The sequence below is a fragment of the Kitasatospora sp. NPDC057595 genome (genome assembly GCF_042800875.1).
Lineage (GTDB): Bacteria > Actinomycetota > Actinomycetes > Streptomycetales > Streptomycetaceae > Kitasatospora.
On sequence record NZ_JBHVGL010000017.1, the window covers coordinates 38,797 to 61,403 of the forward strand.

At 73.9% G+C, this 22,607-nt stretch carries 17 protein-coding genes and 1 tRNA gene; 11 read left to right on the top strand and 7 right to left on the bottom strand.

Annotation, left to right across the window (positions count from 1 at the left end; genetic code table 11):
- Window positions 1-30 precede the first annotated feature (30 nt).
- On the bottom strand, window positions 31-1,926 hold the full coding sequence (locus tag ACFU9E_RS24075; RefSeq protein WP_380681911.1) for a BTAD domain-containing putative transcriptional regulator: 1,896 nt from the start codon (window positions 1,924-1,926) through the stop codon (window positions 31-33).
- 473 nt (window positions 1,927-2,399) lie between these two features.
- On the opposite strand from ACFU9E_RS24075, the gene ACFU9E_RS24080 reads away from it, so the two are divergent.
- The 4 genes from ACFU9E_RS24080 to ACFU9E_RS24095 all read left to right on the top strand — a co-directional run bounded on the left by ACFU9E_RS24080 (window position 2,400) and on the right by ACFU9E_RS24095 (window position 11,847).
- Entirely contained in the window at window positions 2,400-7,757 is a 5,358-nt protein-coding gene (locus ACFU9E_RS24080) for a beta-ketoacyl synthase N-terminal-like domain-containing protein (protein ID WP_380681912.1), read from the top strand.
- A gap of 109 nt (window positions 7,758-7,866) precedes the next feature.
- Window positions 7,867-9,513: a (2,3-dihydroxybenzoyl)adenylate synthase gene (locus tag ACFU9E_RS24085; RefSeq protein WP_380681913.1), complete on the top strand. Its 1,647-nt coding sequence runs from the start codon at window positions 7,867-7,869 to the stop codon at window positions 9,511-9,513.
- A gap of 73 nt (window positions 9,514-9,586) precedes the next feature.
- Window positions 9,587-10,813, top strand: coding sequence for a sedoheptulose 7-phosphate cyclase (locus ACFU9E_RS24090; protein ID WP_380681914.1), 1,227 nt, complete (start codon window positions 9,587-9,589; stop codon window positions 10,811-10,813).
- The gene (locus tag ACFU9E_RS24095; RefSeq protein WP_380681915.1) at window positions 10,810-11,847 is read left to right on the top strand and encodes a ketoacyl-ACP synthase III family protein; all 1,038 of its coding nucleotides are present in this window, start codon (window positions 10,810-10,812) and stop codon (window positions 11,845-11,847) included. Before ACFU9E_RS24090 ends, ACFU9E_RS24095 begins: the two co-directional genes overlap by 4 nt.
- Before the next feature lie 66 nt (window positions 11,848-11,913).
- Here the strand turns inward: ACFU9E_RS24095 and ACFU9E_RS24100 are convergent, their stop codons facing one another.
- Entirely contained in the window at window positions 11,914-12,507 is a 594-nt protein-coding gene (locus ACFU9E_RS24100) for a TetR/AcrR family transcriptional regulator (RefSeq protein ID WP_380681916.1), read from the bottom strand.
- A 44-nt stretch (window positions 12,508-12,551) separates the two neighbouring features.
- Between ACFU9E_RS24100 and ACFU9E_RS24105 the strand changes: the two genes are divergently transcribed.
- On the top strand, window positions 12,552-12,923 hold the full coding sequence (locus tag ACFU9E_RS24105) for a hypothetical protein (protein ID WP_380681917.1): 372 nt from the start codon (window positions 12,552-12,554) through the stop codon (window positions 12,921-12,923).
- Here the strand turns inward: ACFU9E_RS24105 and ACFU9E_RS24110 are convergent.
- Entirely contained in the window at window positions 12,890-13,342 is a 453-nt protein-coding gene (locus ACFU9E_RS24110; protein WP_380681918.1) for a MarR family winged helix-turn-helix transcriptional regulator, read from the bottom strand. The genes ACFU9E_RS24105 and ACFU9E_RS24110 overlap by 34 nt on opposite strands.
- A gap of 185 nt (window positions 13,343-13,527) precedes the next feature.
- On the bottom strand, window positions 13,528-14,481 hold the full coding sequence (locus tag ACFU9E_RS24115) for an NADP-dependent oxidoreductase (protein ID WP_380681919.1): 954 nt from the start codon (window positions 14,479-14,481) through the stop codon (window positions 13,528-13,530).
- Between the two features lie 146 nt (window positions 14,482-14,627).
- Here ACFU9E_RS24115 and ACFU9E_RS24120 point away from each other — a divergent pair, with 146 nt between their 5' ends.
- The 3 genes from ACFU9E_RS24120 to ACFU9E_RS24130 all read left to right on the top strand — a co-directional run bounded on the left by ACFU9E_RS24120 (window position 14,628) and on the right by ACFU9E_RS24130 (window position 18,399).
- A complete protein-coding gene (locus ACFU9E_RS24120) occupies window positions 14,628-15,800 on the top strand; it encodes an acyltransferase family protein (protein WP_380681920.1) in 1,173 nt (390 codons plus the stop codon).
- Between the two features lie 91 nt (window positions 15,801-15,891).
- Window positions 15,892-17,535: an FAD-binding oxidoreductase gene (locus ACFU9E_RS24125; RefSeq protein ID WP_380681921.1), complete on the top strand. Its 1,644-nt coding sequence runs from the start codon at window positions 15,892-15,894 to the stop codon at window positions 17,533-17,535.
- A 120-nt stretch (window positions 17,536-17,655) separates the two neighbouring features.
- Entirely contained in the window at window positions 17,656-18,399 is a 744-nt protein-coding gene (locus ACFU9E_RS24130) for an SDR family oxidoreductase (RefSeq protein WP_355366981.1), read from the top strand.
- 120 nt (window positions 18,400-18,519) lie between these two features.
- Here ACFU9E_RS24130 and ACFU9E_RS24135 read toward each other — a convergent pair.
- Both ACFU9E_RS24135 and ACFU9E_RS24140 read right to left on the bottom strand, forming a co-directional pair.
- Window positions 18,520-18,592, bottom strand: a tRNA-Lys gene (locus tag ACFU9E_RS24135).
- A gap of 55 nt (window positions 18,593-18,647) precedes the next feature.
- On the bottom strand, window positions 18,648-19,394 hold the full coding sequence (locus ACFU9E_RS24140; protein WP_380681922.1) for a DNA polymerase beta superfamily protein: 747 nt from the start codon (window positions 19,392-19,394) through the stop codon (window positions 18,648-18,650).
- 117 nt (window positions 19,395-19,511) lie between these two features.
- Between ACFU9E_RS24140 and ACFU9E_RS24145 the strand changes: the two genes are divergently transcribed.
- From ACFU9E_RS24145 to ACFU9E_RS24155, 3 genes are all read left to right on the top strand, one after another.
- Entirely contained in the window at window positions 19,512-20,282 is a 771-nt protein-coding gene (locus tag ACFU9E_RS24145; protein WP_380681923.1) for an SDR family oxidoreductase, read from the top strand.
- Window positions 20,283-20,371: 89 nt separating this feature from the next.
- A complete protein-coding gene (locus ACFU9E_RS24150; protein WP_380681924.1) occupies window positions 20,372-21,079 on the top strand; it encodes a tyrosine-protein phosphatase in 708 nt (235 codons plus the stop codon).
- A gap of 26 nt (window positions 21,080-21,105) precedes the next feature.
- A complete protein-coding gene (locus tag ACFU9E_RS24155; RefSeq protein WP_380681925.1) occupies window positions 21,106-22,131 on the top strand; it encodes a phosphorothioated DNA-binding restriction endonuclease in 1,026 nt (341 codons plus the stop codon).
- Here ACFU9E_RS24155 and ACFU9E_RS24160 read toward each other — a convergent pair.
- Window positions 22,091-22,585: an RICIN domain-containing protein gene (locus ACFU9E_RS24160; protein WP_380681926.1), complete on the bottom strand. Its 495-nt coding sequence runs from the start codon at window positions 22,583-22,585 to the stop codon at window positions 22,091-22,093. The genes ACFU9E_RS24155 and ACFU9E_RS24160 overlap by 41 nt on opposite strands.
- Between the last annotated feature and the right edge of the window lie 22 nt (window positions 22,586-22,607).

A 22,607-nucleotide genomic window follows, 5' to 3' on the forward strand; every position in this document is an offset into this window, starting at 1 on the left:
CTCGGGCGGGCGACGGGCGGGCGTACGGCCTCAGCCGGCGAGGTGCAGAAAGGGCTTGGCCACCGCGGCGTTGTCGAAGTGGAGCCGGGTCAACGGCGGGAACCGGAACCGCGCGTCGTGGCTGGAGCGGTCGACCGTCACCTGGAGCAGGTGGTGCGCGACGAGGGCGCCGACCGGCTCCTCCACCTCCAGCAGGTCCATCCCGAGCGTGCGGGCCGCGGCCTCCAGGTCGAACCCCCCGTCGCCGAGCCGGCAGAGCCTGATCAGCGCGTCCCGGTGCTCGGGCCGCAGCCGCCCGGCCGCGTGGTCCAGCCGCGCGCCGAGGTCGAACGGGCCGACCCTCAGCTCCTCGTGCACGCGGTGCTCCTCGGACAGCCGCTGGACGAGCTTGCGCACCCGCCAGGCCCGGCGGGCGAGCAGCTTCTCCCCGACGATCCTGATCGCCAGCGGCAACCGGTCGCACAGCCCGACCAGCCGGGCGCTGTCGGTCGGCTCGGCAGCGATCCGGTCCGCTCCGACGATCCCGGCGAGCAGGTCGACGCTCTCCTGCTCGGTCAGCGGCCCGAGTTCGATCGTGCTGTGCGCCGAGAGCCCGATCGGCCGGTTCCGGGCCGTGACGATCACCGCCGACTCCGGGTTCCCCGGGACGAGCGGGAGGACCTGGTCCACCGAGTCGACGTCGTCCAGGACGATCAGCAGCTTGCGCCCGGCCGTGGTGGTGCGCAGCAGCGTGGCCCGCTCGTGGGGGTCGGCGGGCAGGTCGGCGGGCGCGTGCCCGAGGGACCCGAGCATCCGGGCGATCGCGTCCTCGGGTCCGATCGGTCCGCCGACCCGGTCGTGCAGCGCCATGAACAACTGGCCGTCCGGGAAGCGCTCCTTGAGGGCGTGCGCGGCCTGGACGGCGAGCACCGACTTGCCGATCCCGGGCTGGCCGACGATCACCACCGTCCGGGCCGCCCAGCCTGCCGCGGGCGCGCCCAGAACGGACTCGACGTGTCCGAGCGCCTCCCGACGCCCAGTGAAGTCGGCGATGCCGGAGGGGAGTTCGCTCGGGGCGACGGCGGGCTGCGCGGCAGTGGGGGCGGTCCGCCGGCCGGTCTCGGCCGGGACGCAGTTCAGGATGTCCTGCTGGAGCTGCTGGAGCCGTCGGGACGGTTCGAGCCCGAGCTGCTCGACGAGGTTGCGGCGCAGTTCGTGGTAGGCCTCCAGGGCCAGCCCGGGGTTGTCGGTGCGGCGGCCGGCCTCCATCAGCAGCGCGCAGAACCCCTCGTGGGTCGGGTGCTGACGGGCCAGCGCCTTGAGCTCGCCCACCAGTTCGCGGTGCCGACCCAGTCGCAGGTCGATGCCCAGCCGCTCCTCCAGGATGGTGGTGCGCTGCTCCTCCAGCAGGCCGAGCTGGGCCGACACCCCCGGGCCGAACTCGATGTTGCCCAGCGGCGCGCCGCGCCAGAGGTCGAGCGCCTCGCGGAACACCGCGGCGGCCCGCAGATTCTCCCCGATGTCCCGTGCGCACAGCCCTTCGGCGACCAGCCGGCCGAACCGCCGGAGATCCAGTTGGCGGTCGGCGATCCGAATGCAGTATCCGCCCGGAACCGTTTCGATGAGCGGCGATCCGGTGACCTCGTTGATCGGCCCGAGCGCCGTCCTGAGTTGGTAGACATAGGTCTGGATCGTCTTCCTGGCCAGCTTCGGCGGCCATTCCCACAATTCGTTGATGGCGGATCTGAACGGCACCACCCGATTGGCGTGCAGCAGCAGCAGCGAGAGCAGCCGGGCCTGCATGGGGGCACGCGGGGTGATGTCGCGGCCCGCGCGCCGGACTTCCAGCGGGCCCAGCAGGGAGAAGTTGAGCGGTTCCGACGGACCCCCCGGGCCGGTGTCCCGGAATTCCCGATCAGGTCCGGCCGCGCGAGCGTACTCGTCCATCGGCACGATCCCCCCCTTGCTCCTCGGTCGTCTTTCCTCGTGGCAGGCCCCGTCCGCGCCGACGAGATAACTCGATCGCCATGCTAGGTCGGCCTGTTGACAACGGTCGATCGGAGCCCGCGACATCGCCGCCGGATTAGGCATCTAGGAATTCACCGGCCCGGAAAAAAGCACACAAACACAGTGAAAAGCGGCAGATCGCGCCGCCGGCCACCGGCCCGCGGGCTCGCCGCCCCCTGCGACCAGCGCGTTCGCCCGTCCTGACCGAGCCTTGGTCGCCACCTGGCCGAGGCTTTCCTGCCCTCAGGGCACGATCCTTCGTACGCATCACCCACGCTCCGCCCCGTCGGCTTCGGGTCGGAGCGGTCGAGGTGCTCCTGCGCTCACGTCCGGAAGATCCCGGGCGGCCGAGGTCCCGGCCAGTGCTGTCCGGGGCCGCCGGGCGCTCTCGTCTACGAAAGGTCAAGGCGCTCATGGCGACAATTCCCTTCTCTGGCAGGCCCGAATCCGGCGCGGAGCCGGTGGCCGTCATCGGCATGGGCTGCCGGCTGCCCGGCGGAGTCGACTCCCCCGAGCAGCTGTGGCAGCTGTTGGTGAACGGGCAGGACGCGATCGGCCAGGTCCCGGCCGAACGCTGGGAGCACTACGAGAAACTCGATCCGCGCAATGCGGCGGCGCTGCGCTCCACCACCTCGCAGGGCGGCTTCCTCGCCGACGCCGCCGCGTTCGACGCGGAGTTCTTCGGCGTCACGCCGCGCGAGGCCGAACTGATGGACCCTCAGCAGCGCATCGTGCTGGAGGTCGCCTGGGAGGCGCTGGAGAACGCCGGCCTGCCGCCGCACACGCTCGCCGGCACCGACGCCGCGGTGTTCATGGGCGTCGGCTCCGACGACTACGGCCGCCAGATGCTGGAGGACCTGCCCGCCATCGAGGCGTGGAGCGGCATCGGCGCCTCCATGTGCGCGGTCGCCAACCGCATTTCCTACGCCCTGGACCTGCGCGGCCCGAGCCTGATCGCGGACACCGCGTGCTCCTCGTCCATCGTCGCCCTGCACCTCGCCTGCCAGAGCCTGCGGACCGGCGAGGCCACCCTGGCGATCGCCGGCGGCGTGAACGTGATGGCCGGCCCCGGCCTCACCATGGTGCTGGACGCCGCGGGCGCCACCTCCTCCGACGGCCGCTCCAAGTCCTTCGACGCGGCCGCCGACGGCTACGGGCGCGGCGAGGGCGCGGGCGTCCTGGTGCTCAAGCTGCTCTCCGAGGCCCAGCGCGACGGCGACCGGATCCTCGCGGTGCTGCGCGGCACCGCGGTCAACCAGGACGGCCGGACGGCCGGCATCATGGCGCCGAACGGGGAGGCGCAGGAGTACGTCGCCCGGCAGGCGCTGCGGCAGGCCGGGGTGGCGGCGCAGAGCGTCGGCTACGTCGAGGCGCACGGCACCGGCACCCGCAAGGGCGACCCGATCGAGGTCGGCGCGCTCAGCCGGGTGTTCGGCGAGAACCGCGGCCCCGACGATCCCTGCCTGATCGGCACGGTCAAGCCCACCATCGGGCACCTGGAGGCCGGTGCCGGCGTCGCCGGGGTCATCAAGGCCGTCCTGGCGCTGGTCCACGGCCGGATTCCCGCCACCCCGAACATCACCGAGCTCAACCCGGACATCCCGTGGGAGACCTCGGGGCTGCGGGTCGTCACCGAGACCACCGAGTGGCCGGGCGGCGAGGGCCCGCGCCGGGCCGGGGTGTCCAGCTTCGGCTACGGCGGCACCGTGGCGCACGCCGTCCTGGAGCAGGCCCCGACCCCGGCCGCCGGGCGGTCCGCGACGGCCGAACCCTTCGACGGGGAACGGGTGTTCGCGCTCTCCGGCGTGACCGAGGCCGGGCTCAGGGCCAACGCGGCGAAGCTCGCCGACTGGCTGACCGGCGCCGGGTCCGAGGCCGCCCAGGCGGACGTCGCGCACACCCTGCTGCACCGCCGCTCGCACCTGGGCCGGCGCGCGGCCGTGGTGGCCGCCGACCGGGCCGGCCTGGTCGAGGCCCTGCGCAAGACCGCCGCCGGCGAGCCGGACCGGGCCGTCGTCGAGGGTGCCGCGTCGTCCGGACCGGCCCGGGACGCCGTCTGGCTGTTCTCCGGCCACGGCTCGCAGTGGCTCGGCATGGGCCGTGAACTCCTGGAGACGGACGCCGGGTTCGCCGCGGCGATCGACGAGGTGGAGGCGATCTACCGGGCCGAGATGGGCTTCTCGCCCCGCCGGGTGCTGCTGGAGGGGCCGCTGGACGAGACCCATGTGATCCAGCCGATGATCTTCGCGGTCCAGATCGGCCTGGCCGCCGCCCTGGAGGCCCGGGGCGTGCGCCCGGCCGCCGTGATCGGCCACTCGGTCGGCGAGATCGCCGCCGCCGTGGTCGCGGGGGTGTTCTCCCGCGAGGACGGCGCCCGGCTGATCTGCCGCCGCTCCGCGCTGCTGCGCGAGGTCGCCGGCCTGGGCGCGATGGCCCTGGTCGACCTCGCGTTCGACGAGGCCGACCGGGAGCTGGCCGGCACCCCGGACGCCGTGGCGGCGATCGCCGCCTCCCCCGGCTCGACCGTCGTCGCCGGGACCCCGCAGGCCGTCGCCGCGCACGCCGAGCGCTGGCGCGCGGCCGGGCGCACGGTGCGCGAGGTCGCGTCCGACGTCGCCTTCCACAGCCCGCAGATGGACCCGCTGCTCGACCGGCTGGTCGCCGCCGTCGCCGACCTGGTGCCCGCCGCGCCGCGCATCCCGGTGTACAGCACGGCGCTCGCCGACCCGCGCTCCACGACGGTGCGCGACGGGCACTACTGGTCCGCCAACCTGCGCAACGCCGTCCGACTGGACCGTGCCGTCGCCGCGGCGGCCGAGGACGGGCACCGGCTCTTCCTGGAGGTCTCGGCCCACCCGGTCATCGTGCACTCGGTGAAGGAGGCGCTGGCCGAGGCCGGCCACGACGACGCGTTCACCACCGGCACGCTGCGGCGCAACCAGCCGGAGGCCCCGGCTCTGCTGCTCGCCGTCGGCGCGCTGCACGCCCACGGCGCGGCCGTGGACCTCACGGCGCTCCAGCCCGACGGCACCCTGGTCGACCTGCCGACCACGGCCTGGCAGCACAAGCGGTTCTGGCGCACCCCCTCGACACCGGCGGGCAGCGGCTCCGGCCGGCACCGGATCGAGTCCAGCACCCTGCTCGGCGGCCGGCTGACCCTGGCCGGCGACTCCTCGGTGCGGCTCTGGCAGACCTACCTCGACCACGGCAACCGGCCCTACCCGGGAAGCCACCCGATCCACGGCGTCGAGGTCGTCCCCGCCGCGGTGCTCATCAGCACCTTCGCCGCCGCGAGCGAACACGGCGCGCTGACCGACGTGGACCTGCGGGTCCCGGTGGCCGTCACCGGGCCGCGCGACATCCAGGTGGTCGCCCAGGACGGGATGGTCCGGCTGGCCTCCCGCCCGACCGGCGACGGCGCCGAGGACGACGAGGGCCTCGGCTGGACCTCCCACGCGACCGCCCGGGCCGTCGCACCGGCCGCCGCGGCGGCCGTACCCGACCTGGCCGCGGCCCGCGCACGCTGCACCGAGGCGCTGCGGCCGGAGGCCGTGGTCGAACACCTCCACCGGGTCGGCGTCGCGGACGTCGGCTTCGACTGGCGGATCGTCTCGCTCGACCGCGGCGAGCGCGAGCTGATCGCCCGGGTCGCACCGGCGGGCGACGGCGAGGGGCGTTCCGACGCCTGGGCCTCGCTGCTGGACGCGATCCTCTCCTTCGCCCCGCTGCTCTTCGAGGGCGAGCCGACGCTGCGGATGCCGGCCCGGATCGGCCGGGTCGAGATGCCCGGACGGCTCGGTGGGCAGACGACGGTGCACGTTCGCCTCACCGACGCCCCGGACGGCGACACCGTCGAGGCCGTGGTGGTCGAGGACGACGGCACGGTGTCCGGGCGGCTGGGCGAACTGCGCTTCGGCAAGCTGGACGGCGACGCCGGGGCCGCGGTCAGCCCGCGCCGCCTGGTGCACCGACTCGCCTGGGAGCCCGTCGAGTCGGAGCCGGAGGGCGGCGCCCGACTGCGCGCGGTCGGCCTGCTCGGCGGCAGCCCGCGGGCCCGCGCCGCGATCGCCGCCGCGTTCGAGGCGGAGCGGGTGCGCCCGGTCGCCGTCGCCGACCTCGACGGACTCCCGGCGGCCATGGACGAACTCGGCCCGGACGACGCCCTGCTCGTCCTGCCGGTCGCCGAGGTCCCGGAGGGCGACATCGCCGGGACGGCCGTGGACAACGCCTGGCAGCTCGCCAGGACGGCCCAGCTGCTGGCCCAGGAGTACGGTGCGCCGGCCCCCCGGCTGTGGGGCGTGACGGTGGGCGCGCGCGAGAGCACCGCCCTCACCGACCTCGCCCAGGGCCCGCTGTGGGGTCTGGGCCGGATCATCGCCGGTGAGCAGCCGGAGCTGTGGGCCGGCCTGGTCGACCTCGACCCGACCGCCGCCGACCTCGGCGCCGGGCAGCTGGCCGACCTGGTCCGCACCCGGCCCGAACCGGACGTCTTCGCGGTCCGCGACGGCGCGGTGCTCGCCGCCCGGCTGGCCGAGCTGTCGGCCGAACCGGACCGCGCACCGCTCAACTGCCGCGCGGACTCCACCTACCTCATCACCGGCGGCCTCGGCACGCTCGGCACCGAGGTGGCGACCTGGCTGGCCGGCCGGGGTGCCCGGCGGATCGTCCTGGCCGGCCGGAGCGGGCTGCCGCCCCGCCACCGCTGGGACGCCCAGACCGAGCCCGAGACGGTACGGCGGATCACCGCCGTCCGTGACCTGGAGGCCCTCGGCGTCACCGTCCGGGTGCTGGAGCTGGACATCACCGACCAGGCCGCCGCGAAGATCCTCACCGAACCGGAGGCGCTGGGCCTGCCGCCGATCCGCGGCATCGTGCACGCGGCCGGTGTCCTCGACAACCGGATGCTGCACGGCCTGACCCGGCGGTCGCTGGCCGACGTCATGCGGCCCAAGGTGGAAGGCGCACTCGTCCTGGACGGGCTGTTCCCCGCCGGAACCCTGGACTTCTTCGCCCTCTTCTCGTCCATCGGCCTCCAGCTCGGGCTCACCGGCCAGGCCAGCTACGCCTCCGCCAACTCCTTCCTGGACGCGTTCGCCCGGCACCGCGCCGCGGCCGGCGCCGGCGACACCGTCAGCCTCGGCTGGACGTCCTGGCGGGCGATGGGCATGGCCGTCAACAAGGTGGTCGACGCCGAGCTGGCCGACCGGGGCGTCGGGGACATCTCGGTCACCGACGCCTTCCGGGCCTGGGAGTTCGCCAGCAGCTACCAGGAGCCCTACCTCGCCGTGCTGCGCACCGTCCGGCTGCCGGAGGGCACCGGGCCGCTGCCGATCCTCAGCGGCCTGGGAGAGCTCGGCCGCGCGGCCGGCGGCGGCCAGGACGGCGATCCGGCCGAGGAGTTCGGCGCCGGGCTCGCCCCGGAGCCGCTCCGGGAGCTGCTCGTCACCGAGGTCGGCCGCCAGGTCGGCGGTGAACTCCGGGTCTCCCTGGAGGAGTTGGACGTCAACCGGGCGCTCACCGAGATGGGCCTGGACTCGGTGATGACGATGACGGTGCGCCGGAGCCTGGAGAAGCGGTTCCGGCTCAGCCTGCCCGCGACGCTGCTCTGGAACCACCCGAGCGTCACCTCGGTGGCGGGCTACCTCGCGGAGCGGCTGATCGAGCAGCGTTCGGCCGCCGCCGAGGCGAACGAGCCGGAGCCGGCGACGGAGACGGCCCAGGAGCAGCAGCCGGAGCAGGAGCAGCAGCCGGTGGAAGCCGTCGCCGCCTGATCCTCCCCCCACCCGGCCGGGTCCGGCGGACCCCCGCCCCGCCGACGACCGCGCGGTGCGGCGGCGGTCCGCCGGCCCCGGCCCCGAACAGACCTGGAAGGAACCGAAGATGCGTCACGGAGCGACCGCCTGGCCACCCGAGCTCGCCGAGCTCTACCGGACCGAGGGCTACTGGCGCGGCCTGCCCCTGGGGCGGCTGCCCGAGCAGTGGGCCGCCCGGTACGGCGACCGGACCGCCCTGGTGGACGGCACCACCCGGATCACCTACCGGGAGCTGGCCACCCGGGTGGAATCGGCCGCCACCAACCTCACCGTGCTCGGCCTGGAGCCGGGCGACAACCTGCTCGTCCAACTCCCCAACTGCCACCAGCTGGTGCTGCTGGTCCTGGCCTGCGCCAGGATCGGGGTCGCGCCGGTCCTGCTGCTGCCCGCCCACCGCGAGCGCGAGCTGGTCGCGCTCGGCCGGCACACCGGGGCGGTGGCGCTGGCCACCACCGCCACCACCCGGGGCTACGACCACGCCGCACAGGCCCGCCGGGTCGCCGAGCAGGTCCCGAGCATCCGCCGCCTCCTGATAGCCGGCTGCGAGGAGGAGGCCGGCACCGAGACCGATCTCGACGCCCTGCTCGACTCCCCGCCGGTCCTGCCCGCCGCCCTGCCCGACCCCGACCCCTCGGACGTCGCCCTCTTCCTGCTCTCCGGCGGCACCACCGGAACCCCCAAGGTGATCGCCCGGACCCACAACGACTACGAGTACAACTTCCGCGGCAGCGCGGCGGTCTGCGGGTTCGACACCGGGACGGTCTACCTCGCCGCCCTCCCGGCCGCGCACAACTTCGTACTGGGCAGTCCCGGCGTGCTCGGCACCCTCGCCTCCGGCGGGCAGGCGGTGTTCGTCGCCTCGCCGTCGCCGACCGCGGTGTTCGACGCGATCAAGACGCACGAGGTCACCCACCTCGCCGCCGTCCCCGCCGTGCTGCGGCGCTGGATGGAGTCGGCCGAACTCACCTCGATCGACCTGCCCTCGCTCCGGGTGGTCCAGGTCGGCGGGGAACGGCTGGAGCCGGAGACCGTGCGCCGCGCCGCCCGGGTGCTCGACTGCCGGATCCAGCAGGTCTTCGGGATGGCGGAGGGCCTGCTGAACTACACCAGGCCGGACGACTCCCGGTGGGCCGTGGAGGAGACCCAGGGCCGCCCGATGAGCCCGCACGACGAGATCCGGGTGATCGGCGCGAACGGCGAGGAGACCGCCGCCGGCGAGCCGGGGGAACTGCTGACCCGCGGCCCGTACACCCCGCGCGGCTACTTCCGGGCGCCCGAGTACAACCGGACCGCCTTCACCGCCGACGGTTGGTTCCGCACCGGTGACGTGGTGCGCCGCGACGCCGCGGGCAACCTCGTGGTCGTCGGCCGCATCAAGGACGTGATCAACCGCGGCGGCGAGAAGATCGCGGCCGACGAGATCGAGCACCTGCTGGCGGAACTGCCGGAGATCGCCGACGCCGCGGTCGTCCCCTACCCGGACCCCGACCTCGGCGAGCGGGTCGGCGCCTTCGTGGTCCTGCGGGAGGGCCGCACCCTCACCACCGGGGAGGCCGTGCGGCGGCTCACCGCGAGCGGCATCGCCGCCTACAAGCTGCCCGAGCGGCTCTGGGTCGTCGACACCCTGCCGCAGACGGCGGTCGGCAAGACCGACAAGCAGGCCCTGCGCCGGCTGGTCGCCGACCGGGCCGCCACCCCGCAGTACCAGCACTGACCGCGCACGCGGTACCGGCGAAGCGCACCGGCGACCCGCACCGCCCACCTGCACCGCACCGAAGGAGCACACCGTGCCGCACCAGCTCACCTCGTCACCGTTCGACACCGATCTGTCGCGGCCACCCGCGAGCACCTGGACGGTGGAGTGCGAAAAGCCGGTCCGCTACCAAGTGGCCGTCACCCCCGGCGTCCTGGACTTCGACAACCCGGCGCTCGCCCGCGCCGGCGCGCCGGAGGGCGCGGACACCTCCCGCCGCTTCCTGGTGGTGGACGCCACGGTCGACCGGCTCTACGGCGACCGCATCCGCGAGTACCTCGACTTCCACCGGATCACCGGTCACCTGTGCGTCCTGGAGGCCACCGAGGAGAACAAGACCTCCGACGCCGTCTTCCGGATCTTCGACGAGCTGGACGCCTTCGGCATCGACCGGCGCCGGGAGCCCGTCATCGGCATCGGCGGCGGCGTCCTGCTCGACGTCGTCGGACTCGCCAGCAGCCTCTACCGGCGCAAGACCCCGTACGTGCGGGTGCCCACCACCCTGGTCGGCCTGATCGACGCCGGGATCGGCGCCAAGACCGGCGTGAACTTCGGCCGGCACAAGAACCGGCTCGGCACCTACGAGCCCCCGGCGGTCGCGCTGCTGGACCGCTCCTTCATCGCCACCCAGGAGGACCGGCAGATCAGCAACGGCCTCGCCGAGATCCTCAAGATCGGCCTGATCAAGGACCGGCGGCTGTTCGACCTGCTGGAGGAGCACGGCGCGACGCTGCTCGCCGAGCGGCTGCAGGGCCGCTCCGGTGAGAGCGAGGCCGCGGCCCGCGAGGTGCTGCGCCGGGCCGTGCAGGGAATGCTGGAGGAACTCCAGCCCAACCTCTGGGAGCAGACGCTGGAGCGCGTCGTGGACTACGGGCACTCGTTCAGCCCGTCGATCGAGATGGCCGCGCTGCCCGAGCTGCTGCACGGCGAGGCGGTCGCCGTGGACATGGCGCTGACCACCCTGGTCGCCGCCCGGCGGGGCCTGGTCACGCCGGCCGACCGCGACCGGATCATCGGCGTGCTGCGGACGCTGCGGCTCCCGGTCTGGCACCGCTTCTGCGAGCCCGGCCTGCTGTCCGAGGCGCTCGCCGAGACGGTCCGGCACCGGGACGGCGCCCAGCGGCTGCCGCTGCCGGTCGGCATCGGCTCCGCGGTGTTCGTCAACGACCTCACCGACGAGGAACTCGCCACCGCGGCCAAGGAACTGGCCGTCCTGGGCACGGCCGCCGACGGCGGCCGGGAGGGGGAAGCGACCCGATGAAGTACCAGAACCTCTTCCTGGGCGGGGTGGGCTCCCACTACCCCGAGCCCACCCCGGTCGACCGGGCGGTGGCCGACGGCCGGTACGACCCGGCGGTGCGCCGCCGGACCGGGCAGGTGAGCGTCGCCATCGCCGGCGAGCGGGACTCCCAGCCGGACATGGCGGTCGAGGCCGGCGCCGCCGCGCTGCGCCACTCCGGCCTGCGGGCGGAGCAGTTCGCCCTGCTGCTGCACGCGGTCGCCGGCTACAGCGGACTGGACGGCTGGAACGCGGCCTCCTACCTGCAGCACCGGGTGCTCGGTGGACACGGCGTCTCCTTCGAGGTCCACCAGCTCTCCAACGGGGCGGTCGGCGCCATGGAGCTGGCCGCCGCCTTCCTGGCCGCCGGCCCCTCGCGGGAGGCCGCGCTGATCACCGCGTCGGACCGCTTCGCAGAGCCGGTCTGGGACCGCTGGACGGCGAGCCCCGGCCTGGTCTTCGGCGACGGGGCGAGCGCGGCCGTGCTCACCCGCCACCCCGGGTTCGCCCGGGTGCTGTCGATCGCCACGGCCAACGACCCGGAGCTGGAGGGCATGCAGCGCGGGAACCTGGCGTTCCGGCCCAATCCGGATCCGGCCCACCACCCGGTCAACCTGAAGGCCCGCACCCTGGAGTTCGCGAAGCTGATCGGCCTGGACGAGATCACCGAGCGGATGGCCACCGGTCTGCGGCGGGCGGCGGAGACCGCGGCCACCGAGGCCGGCATCGCGATCACCGACGCCGACCACGTGCTGACCCCCAACTTCGGCCGGGAGCTGCTGCACGACGAGTGCCTGGACCCGCTGGGCGTGGCGCTGGAGCGCACCACCTGGCGGTGGGGCCTGCGCACCGGGCACGTGGGCGCGAGCGACCAGTTCGGCGCACTCGACCACCTGCGCCGCGAGGGCGCGCTCACGGCCGGGCAGCGGGTGCTCCTGGTCGGCGTCGGCGGCGGCTTCAACTGGACCTGCGCCGTGCTGGAGATCCTCGGCGAACCGGCCGGGGCCGGGCGGTGAGCCGGGCAGTGAGCCGGGCGGTGAGCCGGCCCGCGCTCCGCTGAGGGGAGGGCCGCGGACGTGGCCTCAGACGGCGGGCCAGGAGGCCATCGCCAGCTCGGCGACCGCCTCCAGGTCCGCCGTCGAGGCCCCGTCCCTGGCCTGCTGGGACATCCCCTGGACGACGGTCGCGTAGTAGACGGCCAGCGCGTGGGCGTCCGTCCCCGCGGGGAGGCGCCCGGCCGCGACGTCCGTCTCGACGCGCTCCCGGAAGCCGTCCAGGTTGGAGCGCCGCAGCTCCCGCATCGCGTCGGCCACGTCGTCGTCCTTCGGGGAGACGTTGGTGGTGGCACTGATCACCAGGCAGCCGGCCGGGTGCTCGGGATCGGTGTAGACGGCGGCCGCCTCGCGCAGGACCCGGGCGAAGGCCTCGCGGGCGGTCGCCTCCTCCTGGAGGGCGACCGCCACGAAGCTCCCGAAGCTCTGCCCGTACGTCTCGACGACCTCGTCGAAGAGCGTGCGCTTGTCCCCGAAGGCGGAGTACAGGCTCGGCGCGTTGATCCCCATCCGCTTGGTCAGCTCGGCGACCGAGGTGCCCTCGTAGCCGTACTGCCAGAACAGCATGGTGGCCTGCCGGAGCGCGGCCGCACGGTCGAAGGTGCGGGGTCTTCCTCGGGCCATGGTCGTCCACCTTTTTTGTACTGTTCGCTAAGGAAGGTAATGGCATGGTTGCACAGATGCTGCCCGCGCCGCCCGTGCGCAGTTGGTACGCCACGGTGCTCTGGTGGGACCTCACGGACTCCGCGATGACCGTCGAGTCGCTGCTCGGGCGGTTGCGCCAGGGCCCGGAGCCCTCGCCGGAGGGCGACGGCGCCGGCCGCTGGCTGTGGGACCGGGCGGGAAACCGGTGGGGACGCGTGGTGCTCTGGGACCCGCTGGAGGGACGGGCACGGCCCGACGACTGCCCGGCCACCGAGCTGATCGGCTACCCGCCGACCGACTGCTGGTCCTTCGAGCTGGAGGCAGGCCCGTCCCCGGGCGTGCCCGAGGGCCTCGCGGCCGGTCAGGAGGCCGGCGGCCGCTCGCCGGGGGTGTAGCGCAGCCGGGCGACCACGGTCGCCGTCCGCCCGTCGATCGAGGCCAGGTCCAGCGCCTGGCCCATCTCCCGGTCGAACAGGTCACGGGCCTGGCGGGCGGTCTCCTTGCCCTGCTCGGTGATCCGGGCGAGCACGCCGCGCCGGTCGGTCTCCGAGACGCCCCGGCTCACCAGGCCCTGACCCTGGAGCCGCGCCACCAGACGGCTGGCCGAGGACTGGTTCAGACCGAGCGCCTCGGCGAGCTGCTGGATGCGCAGCCCCTCGGGCTCCGCGGCGGCCAGGGCGTTGAGCGTCTGGAACTCGCTGAGGCTGATCCCGGCCTCACGGGTGAGCCTGCGGTCCACGGTGGTACCCACCTCGGCGACGAGCACCGCCAGCTGGTTCCACAGCTCGATGTCGCTCTCGCGTCGCTGTCCCATGGACGACCTCTTACCTCTCCGGCGGCTCCGGCACGCCCTGGCGTACCGCTCCGCTGCGGGGCCGCCGTCCACCCTATGCATTCACATGCAGTTCCGAGGCAGCAGGAAACGGACATCAACAGTACCGCAGGACAACCGGCCGGTGCAGTGCGCGCGGCGCCCGCCCGGCCGGCGGCCCCGGCCGGTCACACCGACAGCAGCAGCTTCCCGCGCACCCCGCCGGCCTCCAGCCGGGCGTGCGCCGCGGCGCCCTCGGCGAGCGGCAGGACGCCGGCGATCCGCAGCGTCAGCACGCCCTTCTCGACGAGACCGGAGACCTCCGCGAGCCGCTCCCCGTCCTCCCTGGCGAAGCAGGTGGACACGGTGATGCCGCGCTCCGCCGCCGGCGGGTCGGGCACGTACACCGTGACCGCCCGCCCGCCGTCGCGCACCGCGCCCAGCACCCGGCCGGGATCGCCGGTGGTCGCCAGCAGCGCGTCCGCGACACCGGCGGGCACCGGGGCGTCCGCCGGGAGCACCTCGGCCGCGCCGAGCTCCCGGGCCAGTCGCTCGTCCCCGGGCCGCACATGGGCGATCACCCGCAGCCCCAGCGCGCTCGCGAGCTGCACGGCGAACCCGCCGACCGCGCCCACCGCGCCGCTGACCAGCAAGGTCGAGCCGGGCTCCGGCGCGAGCTGCTCCAGCGCCTGGTGCGCGGTGAGCCCCGCCAGCGGCAGCGCGGCCGCGTCGACCAGGTCCGTGTTCCCGGGCGCGAGCGCGGCGGCGGACGCGTCGAGGACGACGTACTCGGCGCAGGTGCCGATACCGGTGGCCAGCTGGCCGATCATCGCGATCACCCGGTCGCCGGCGGCGAACCGGGTCACCCCGCTGCCGAGCGCCTCCACCGTGCCGGACACGTCCCAGCCCGGCACCAGCGGGAGCGGGTGGCCGATGTGCTCGGCCAGCGCGCCGGAACGGGTCAGCAGATCGACCGGGTTGACCGCGGCGGCGGCCGTGCGGACCAGGATCTGCCCCGGTCCGGGCTCCGGCACGGGCAGCTCGGAGAGGGTGAGCACCTCGGGGCCACCGTAGACGGGGATGACGAGCGCGCGCATCGGCGAGTCCTTCCAGGAGAGAGCGATCCGGAGTGCGGATTGCATGCAGTAGCAAATACTTAGCGAGGGTCGCGAGCCTGTCAACCGCGCATAGCCATGGACTTTTGTTCGACTAATTGCTTGCAAATGCATGAACTTGCTGACTATGTTGGCCCCGTCGTCACCGATCAGCACCCCGGGAGGTACCCACGATGTCCAAGGCGCCAAGACCGGACCCCGCGGCGGTCCGCGGCAGCCGGCTGCCGTCCCTGACCGGACTGCGCTTCATCGCCGCCGCGATGGTCTTCCTGCACCACGGGATCTGGGTGAACCTCTTCGCCGACACCGGCTTCGCCGGCCTCTACCACGACCTCTTCATCAACGCCGGGCACGTCGGAGTGTCGTTCTTCTTCGTCCTCAGCGGCTTCGTCCTCACCATGGCCCAGCGGCCGGGGGACACCCTGCGGGGGTTCTGGCGGCGCCGGCTGGTGAAGGTCTACCCGAACCACGTCGTCGGCTTCCTGGTCGCGCTGGTGGTCATCGGCCAGAGCGTCCAGTGGAACCAGGTCCTGCCGAACCTCCTCCTGGTGCACTCCTGGGTGCCCAGCTACGACGTGCTCTTCAGCGCCAACCCGCCGAGCTGGTCGCTGGCCTGCGAGGCCTTCTTCTACTTCGCGTTCCCGTGGCTGGCCCGCTGGATCGGGAGGATCCGGGCCGACCGGCTGTGGTGGTGGGCGGGCGGCGTCGTCGCCGCCGTGGTCCTGGTGGCCGTGGCCGCCCAGGTCCTGCTGCCGACGACCCCGGGCATGGCCGACGGCCAGCCGATCGGGCTCTACCAGTTCTGGGCGGTCTACGCCCTCCCGCCGGTCCGGGCGCTGGACTTCGTCCTCGGCATCGTCATGGCGCGGATCGTCCTCTCCGGCCGCTGGATCGCCATCGGCCCGCTGACCGCGGTGATCGCCTTCGTGGCCGCGTACGCGCTGGCGATGCGGCTGCCGTACGTCTACGGGCTCGACGCGGCCACCCTCGTCCCGCTCGCCCTGATCGTTCCGGCCGTGGCGGCCGGCGACCTGGCCGGGAAGCGGACGGTGCTGCACAGCCGTCCGGCGATCTGGCTCGGCGAGATCTCCTTCGCCTTCTACCTCCTGCACGTCCCGCTGCTGATCTGGCTCCGCGCCCGGCTGGGGGCCAGGCTCTTCGACACCCCCCAGGCGCTCGCCCTGCTGCTCCTGGGCCTCGCGATCACCGTGGTGGCCTCCTGGCTGCTCCACACGCTGGTCGAGCAGCCCATGATGCGGCGGTTCAGCCGCCCCCGCCGGACGGCCCCGCCGGCCCCGGACGCGCCGGCCCCGGCCCTGGCCGCGGCCCACGACAACGGCCGGTGAGGACCTCCGCACCGCGCGGAACCCGGCCCGACCACAGCTTCCCCGTCGCTCCATCCAGGTTCGCCACCCAGCGCAAAGGAAGAAGAACATCATGACCAGCTCACTCTCCCGCAGACGGTTCATGGCACGGTCGGCCGCGATCGGCGGAGCGACCGCGGCTGCGGGGCTTGCGGGGGGCATCGCAGTCGCCGACACGACGTCGGTCGCGACGATCACGACCGATCCGGTGTTCGGACCGGTGACGGTCCTTCCGGCCGACGGCCGCTTCCCCGACGTCCGCACCGGCGCCAACCAGCGGTTCGTCGGGACTCCCGACTACGTCCGGCTGACCGGCACCACCGCCCAGGTGGTCGCGGCGGTCCAGGAGGCCGTCACCGCCGGCAAGCGGGTCGCGGTCCGCAGCGGCGGCCACTGCTACGAGGACTTCGTGGCCGGTTCGGACGTGAAGGTCGTCATCGACATCTCGGAGATGAACGGGATCTCGTACGACAGCACCCGGCAGGCCTTCGAGGTCGAGGCCGGCGCCCGGCTCGGCCAGGTCTACGACAAGCTGTACAAGGGATGGGGCGTCACGGTCCCCGGCGGGGCCTGCCCCTCGGTGGGCATCGGCGGCCACCTGCCGGGCGGCGGCTACGGCGCGCTGTCCCGGCAGTACGGCCTGATCGTCGACTACCTCTACGCCGTCGAGGTGGTGATCGTGGACGCCTCCGGCACCGCCCGGAGCGTGATCGCCACCCGGAACCCGGGCGATCCGCACCGCGAACTGTGGTGGGCCCACACCGGTGGCGGCGGCGGGAACTTCGGCATCGCGACCCGCTACTGGCTGCGCTCGCCGGACGCCACCGGCACCACCAGCAGCACCAACCCGGCCACCCTGCTGCCCAAGCCGCCGTCCACGGTGTGGATCAGCACGGTCAACTGGGCCTGGTCCAGCCTGTCCAAGGCCGCGTTCACCCAGCTGATGACCAACTACGGCCAGTGGCACGAGGCCAACAGCGGGACCACCTCGCCGTACTGCGCGATGTTCAGCGAGCTCAAGCTCCCGCACCAGTCCGGCGGATCGATCACCCTCACCGTCCAGATGGACGCGACGGGCGCCAACAGCCAGCAGATGCTGGACAGTTACATCGCGGCCGTGGGTGCCGGCGTCGGCGTCGCCCCGGTGGTCGTGGAGGAACGGCTCGTCCCCTGGCTGCACGCGACCCAGTGGGGCGGATTCACCGGGCCCGACCCGACGTACCGCTTCAAGGGCAAGCCCGGGTACCAGCGCAGGGCCTTCACCGCCGTCCAGATCGACGCGATGTACCGCAACCTGACCCGCACCGACTACTTCAACCCCGGTGCGCTGATGCTCATTTCGGCATACGGCGGCCAGGTGAACCGGTGGTCCTCCACCGACACCGCGGTGGCCCAGCGGGACTCGATCCTCAAGGTCCAGTGCGCGGCGCTGTGGACGGACCCCGCCCAGGACGGCGTCCACCTGGCGTGGCTGCGGCAGTTCTTCCGCGAGCTGTACGCCGAGACCGGCGGTGTGCCCGGCCTGAACGTGGCCACGGACGGCATGTTCATCAACTACGCGGACACGGACGCCCGTGACCCGCAGTTGAACACCTCGGGCATCCCCTGGCAGCGCCTGTACTACAAGGACAACTACCCGCGCCTGCAGCAGGTCAAGGCCGTCTACGACCCCAGGAACGTGTTCCGGCACGGCCTGTCGATCGAGCTGCCGGTCTGACCCCGGCTCGGCCGGGAGCCCGGGCTCCCGGCCGACCTTCCCCAACTTGCTTGCGATTGCATGTAGCGACCGCTACATTAATCACATCGCCCACCACGAACGGAAAGGCACCGAATCACCATGACCGCCACCAAGAAGCTCGCCGGCAAGACCGCCCTCGTCACCGCCTCCTCGCGCGGCATCGGCCGGGCGACCGCCCTGCGCCTGGCCGCCGACGGCGCCCAGGTCGCGGTCAACTACCACAGCGACGCCGAGTCCGCCCAGGCCGTCGTCACCGCGATCGAGTCGGCCGGCGGCCGGGCCATCGCGATCCAGGGCGACATCGGCGTCCCGGCCGACGTCGAGCGGGTCTTCAAGGAGACCGTCGCGGCCTTCGGCTCGCTGGACATCCTGGTCAACAACGCCGGCATCGGCGCCATCGGCGCGCTCGCCGAGGTCGGCTCGGACCTCCTCGACCGGGTCATCGACGTCAACTTCAAGGGCACGTTCTACGCGATCCAGCAGGCCGCCCGGCTGCTGAACGACGGCGGCCGGATCATCAACATCTCCACCGGCTACACCAAGCAGCCGTTCCCCGGCTTCGGCGTCTACTCCGCCACCAAGGCCGCCGTCGAGGCGCTCGGCCTGGCCGCGTCGAAGGAGCTCGGCGCCCGCCAGATCACCGTCAACTCGGTGCTGCCGGGCCTGGTCAACACCGACCAGACCGCCCCGATCCGCGACCAGTTCCCGGCCGTCGCCGGCATGACCCCGCTGGGCCGGGTCGGCGAGCCCGAGGACATCGCCGACGTCATCGCCTTCCTCGCCTCCGAGGACGCCCGCTGGATCACCGGCCAGGTCATCGCCGCCGCCGGCGGCCTCGCCTGACCGCTCCCCGCAGCACCGGCACGCACCGCGGCCCGGTCCCCCGGAACTTCCGGGAGACGGGCCGGTCGCATGCCTGGGGCGAGGGCAGGGGAACGCCGATCGTTCCGGCCTACGCCCGAGTGGGCCGCCAGGGGCTCGAACCCTGAACCTACGGATTAAAAGTCCGCAGCTCTGCCAATTGAGCTAGCGGCCCGTGGCCCGGCCGGGGTGGTGGCGGGCCGCCGTGATCCTACCCGGTGGGGTCGGGCTCACGCGTGGCTGTCCGGTGGGTGGTTCGTGCGGTGGGCGGTCGGTGGGCGGTCGGTCCAGTGGGCGGTGCGGACACGGCGGAGCCAGGCCTCGGCGGGGCGGTCGTCGGGGCGGTCGGGCAGGACGCCGGGGCGGTCGAGGCGCTCGGTGGCGGCGGCGAGCAGGCCCTCGGCGCGGGCCGGGTCGTCGGCGATGCGCTCGCCGAGGTCGCGGACGCGTTCGGGGTCGGGCAGCCGGACCAGGTTGTGGCCGGCCCCGTGCAGATGGACGGCTTGTTCGAGCAGGCGGACCAGGTGGCGGGCGTGCTTGGCGGCGCGGGCGCGGGTGGCCGGATCGGTGGTGTCCCGGGTCCGCAGCTTGCGCAATTGCTGGGTGGCGTAGCCGAGGTAGGCGGTGCGCACGGCCCCGGCGCTCAGGAAGGAGCGGCGGATCGCGATCAGCTCCTCGCCGAGCGGGGTGCGCACCTCGTAGAGGTCGTCGGGCAGCCAGACCAGTTCGGAGGCGGTGGGGTTGCAGCGCAGGGCCAGCCGGCACCACTTGGCGGCCTCGTGCAGGGTGCGGTCCGGGGCGGTGGTGACCTGGGACTCGACCGGGGGCCGCAGGCCGTGGAAGTCCTCGGTCGGGGCGGCGAACAGGCCGAGCCGGTCGAGGTCGGAGCCGGCGTGCGCCAGGCCGTAGGCGGTGGAGCCGACGATGCCGGAGAGCAGCACGGTGCCGGGGGTCGGCGCGGTCGGCGGGGTGGACATGGCGGGACTCCTCTCGTCGGCCGGTCCGGAGGAACGAGTCTGCCGGGCGGGGCCGCGCCGGGCGAGCGATTTCCCGGGGCCCGGGCCGGGGCGCGGCGGGCGGGTAGGGTGCGGAGCATGTCGACAACGAACGGTTCCGCGCAGCCCGACGTCGTTCTGATCACCGGTGCCGGGCGCGGCATCGGCGCCGCCACCGCGCTGCTGGCCGGGCGGCGCGGCTACCGGGTGTGCGTCAACTACCGGGCGGACGAGGCCGCCGCCGCCTCCGTGGTGGACGCGATCCGGGCCGACGGCGGCACCGCGCTCGCCGTCCGGGCGGACGTCACCCGCAGCGCCGAGGTGGCCCGGCTGTTCGACACCGTCGACGCCGAGCTCGGCCCGCTCACCGCCCTGGTGAACAACGCCGGCACGCTGGAGCGGCAGAGCCGGCTGGAGGACATCGACGAGGAGCGGCTGAACCGGATCTGGGCCGCCAACATCACCGGCCCGTTCCTGTGCGCCGCGCAGGCCGTCCGCCGGATGTCCACCCGGCACGGCGGGCGCGGCGGCGCCATCGTCAACGTCTCGTCCGCGGCCTCCCGGCTCGGCTCGCCCAACGAGTACGTGGACTACGCGGCGGCGAAGGGGGCCGTCGACTCGATGACCCGCGGGCTGGCCCTGGAGGTCGCGGCCGAGGGCATCCGGGTCAACGCCGTGCGTCCGGGCCTGATCCACACCGACATCCACGCCCTGGGCGGCGAGCCCGGCCGGGTCGACCGGGTCGCACCCGCTCTGCCGATGCGCCGCGGCGGTCGGCCCGAGGAGGTCGCGGAGGCGATCCTCTTCCTGCTGTCGCCGGCCTCCTCGTACTCCACGGGCGCGTTCCTGGACGTCTCCGGCGGCCGCTGAGCAACACGGGGAACAGGACCTCCGGCGAAGATCGAAAGGACCGGCCTCTTCCTTCCCCTGGCCCGGTCCGCGACCGTACGGTGGTGGCCATGACCGACGACGTGCAGTCCGCCTTCATCGACATCCCCGGCGTGCGCAACTTCCGTGACGCCGGGGGCGTCGGTGCGCTCCGCCGGGGCGTGCTGTTCCGCTCCGGCTCCTTCCACACCCTCACCCCCGAGGGCGCCCTGCGGCTCAAGGCCCTCGGCCTGCGCACCGTCATAGACCTGCGCAGCTGGCACGAGCTGGACGCCTTCCCGGACCTGCGGCACGACCTCGACCACGAGGCGCTGCACCTGCCGACCCTGCCCGCCAAGCCGGAGGAGGCCGCTCGCCCCTGGCCGGAGGACCAGGTCGAGCTCTACCCCTTCATGGCCTCCACCGCCGGCCCGTCGCTGGTCGCCGCGATCCGCCGGCTCGGCGCCCCCGGCACCCTGTCGGCCGTCGTCCACTGCGCCGTCGGCAAGGACCGCACCGGCCTGACCATCGCCGTCGTCCAGTCCCTGCTGGGCGCTTCCGAGGCCGACATCACCGCCGACTACCTGCTCTCCAACACCGGCCTGGGCCTGCTGGACGGCCCCGCCCCGTACCTCGACGAGACCGGCGCCGAGCGGCTCTCCCGCCCGGTCTCGGCGGAGCTGCTCGCCTCCTCCTTCGCCTGGATCCACGACGAGCACGGCTCCCTCCCCGCCTACCTGCACGCCCACGGCGCCACCGAGGCCGACCTCGACGCCCTCCGCACCAACCTGTCGGCGTAGCGCGGGAGCCGGGCGCGGGTGAAGCGATGAAGCGGGGGGAACTGCTCACCGCCCTGGGGCGGCTCCGGCAGGCGAACACCGGCGGGGTCCGGGCCCCGCACAAGCCACTGCTGCTGCTCTGGCTGCTCGGCCGGCACGCCCGGCTGGGCAGCAGCCTGGTCGGCTACGCGGAGGCCGAGGAGCCGGTCAGCCGGCTGATCAACGACTTCGGGCCGGCCGTCGGCCGCGCGACGGCCGTGCAGCGGGCGGCGATGCCGTTCGTCCACCTGGAGCGGAGCCTCTGGTCGCTCTGCGACGCGGCCGGGCGCGAACTCGACGCCAAGGACGTCCGGGAGAGCGGCGCGGCACTGCGCGGGGCAGGCGCGGTGGGGCGGCTGCGGCCCGAGGTCGAGCGGCTGCTCACCGAGGACCCGTCGGCCGGGCCGATCGCCGTCCGGCTGCTGCTCGACCGGCACTTCACGCCCACCCTGGAGGCGGCGATCTGCGAGCAGGCGGACGTCGGGCTGCCGGACCTGGACATCGCCGACCTCGGCGTCACCGGCCTCGGCGTCACCGGCCTCGGCGTCGGCGATCCGGGCGTCGGCGATCCGGACGCCGGTGCGGCCCCCGACCCGGTGTTCCGGCTGGTCCGACGGCGGGTGCGGGCCGCCGGGTTCGCCGCCGACGTGCTGCGGGCGTTCGACCACGCCTGCGCGTTCTGCGGGTACGACGGCCGGCTCGGCCGCCACCCGGTCGGCGTCGAGGCCGCGCACATCCGGTGGCACAGCCAGGGCGGCCCGGACGTCCTGGCCAACGCCTTCGCGCTCTGCTCGCTGCACCACGCGCTGTTCGACTTCGGCGTGCTCGGGGTGACCGAGGACCGCACCGTACGGATCTCCCCGCACTTCCGGACCGACTCGCCCGCCGGCGAGGCGGTCCGGGCGCTGCACGACCGACCGGTGCCGCACCCGCACGGCCGACCGGCCGCACCGCGCGCCCACGACTTCCTGCGCTGGCACGACCGCTCGGTCTTCAAGCACGACGGGTACCGGCTGGACCGACCGGTCGACTGAGCCAGGGCCGCCGTTCCAGGCGCCACCACTGGGTCGGGGAGTCGACGTCCTCCCACTGGTGGACGGGGGTGGTGGGGTCGTCGGTCGGGGCGGTGAGGGGCTTGCCGCTGATGAAGCTGGTGAGGGTGCAGGTGCCGGGGTCGTCGACGTGGTGCTCGACCAGCCACTCCTGGGCGCCGAAGGCGTTGGCGGACCACTGCTGGACCGGGACGCCGTCGTCGGTCGCGGCGCCGGTGACGTCCAGCCGCTTGCCGCCGGCGACGTTCTCGACGTGGAACAGCGCGCCGCCCGGGTGGACGGCGGTCAGCCGCCAGAGCTGGGCGTCCGAGCCGTCCTCGGCGGCGAGCAGCACCTTCACGCCGCTGCGCCGGCTGCCGCCGGGGACCTCCAGCAGCAGGCCGGTGGCGACGTTCCGGATCCGGTAGAGGCCGTCGGTGATCTCGTGCTCGGTCACCGGGCGAGTCTCTCACCCGGCA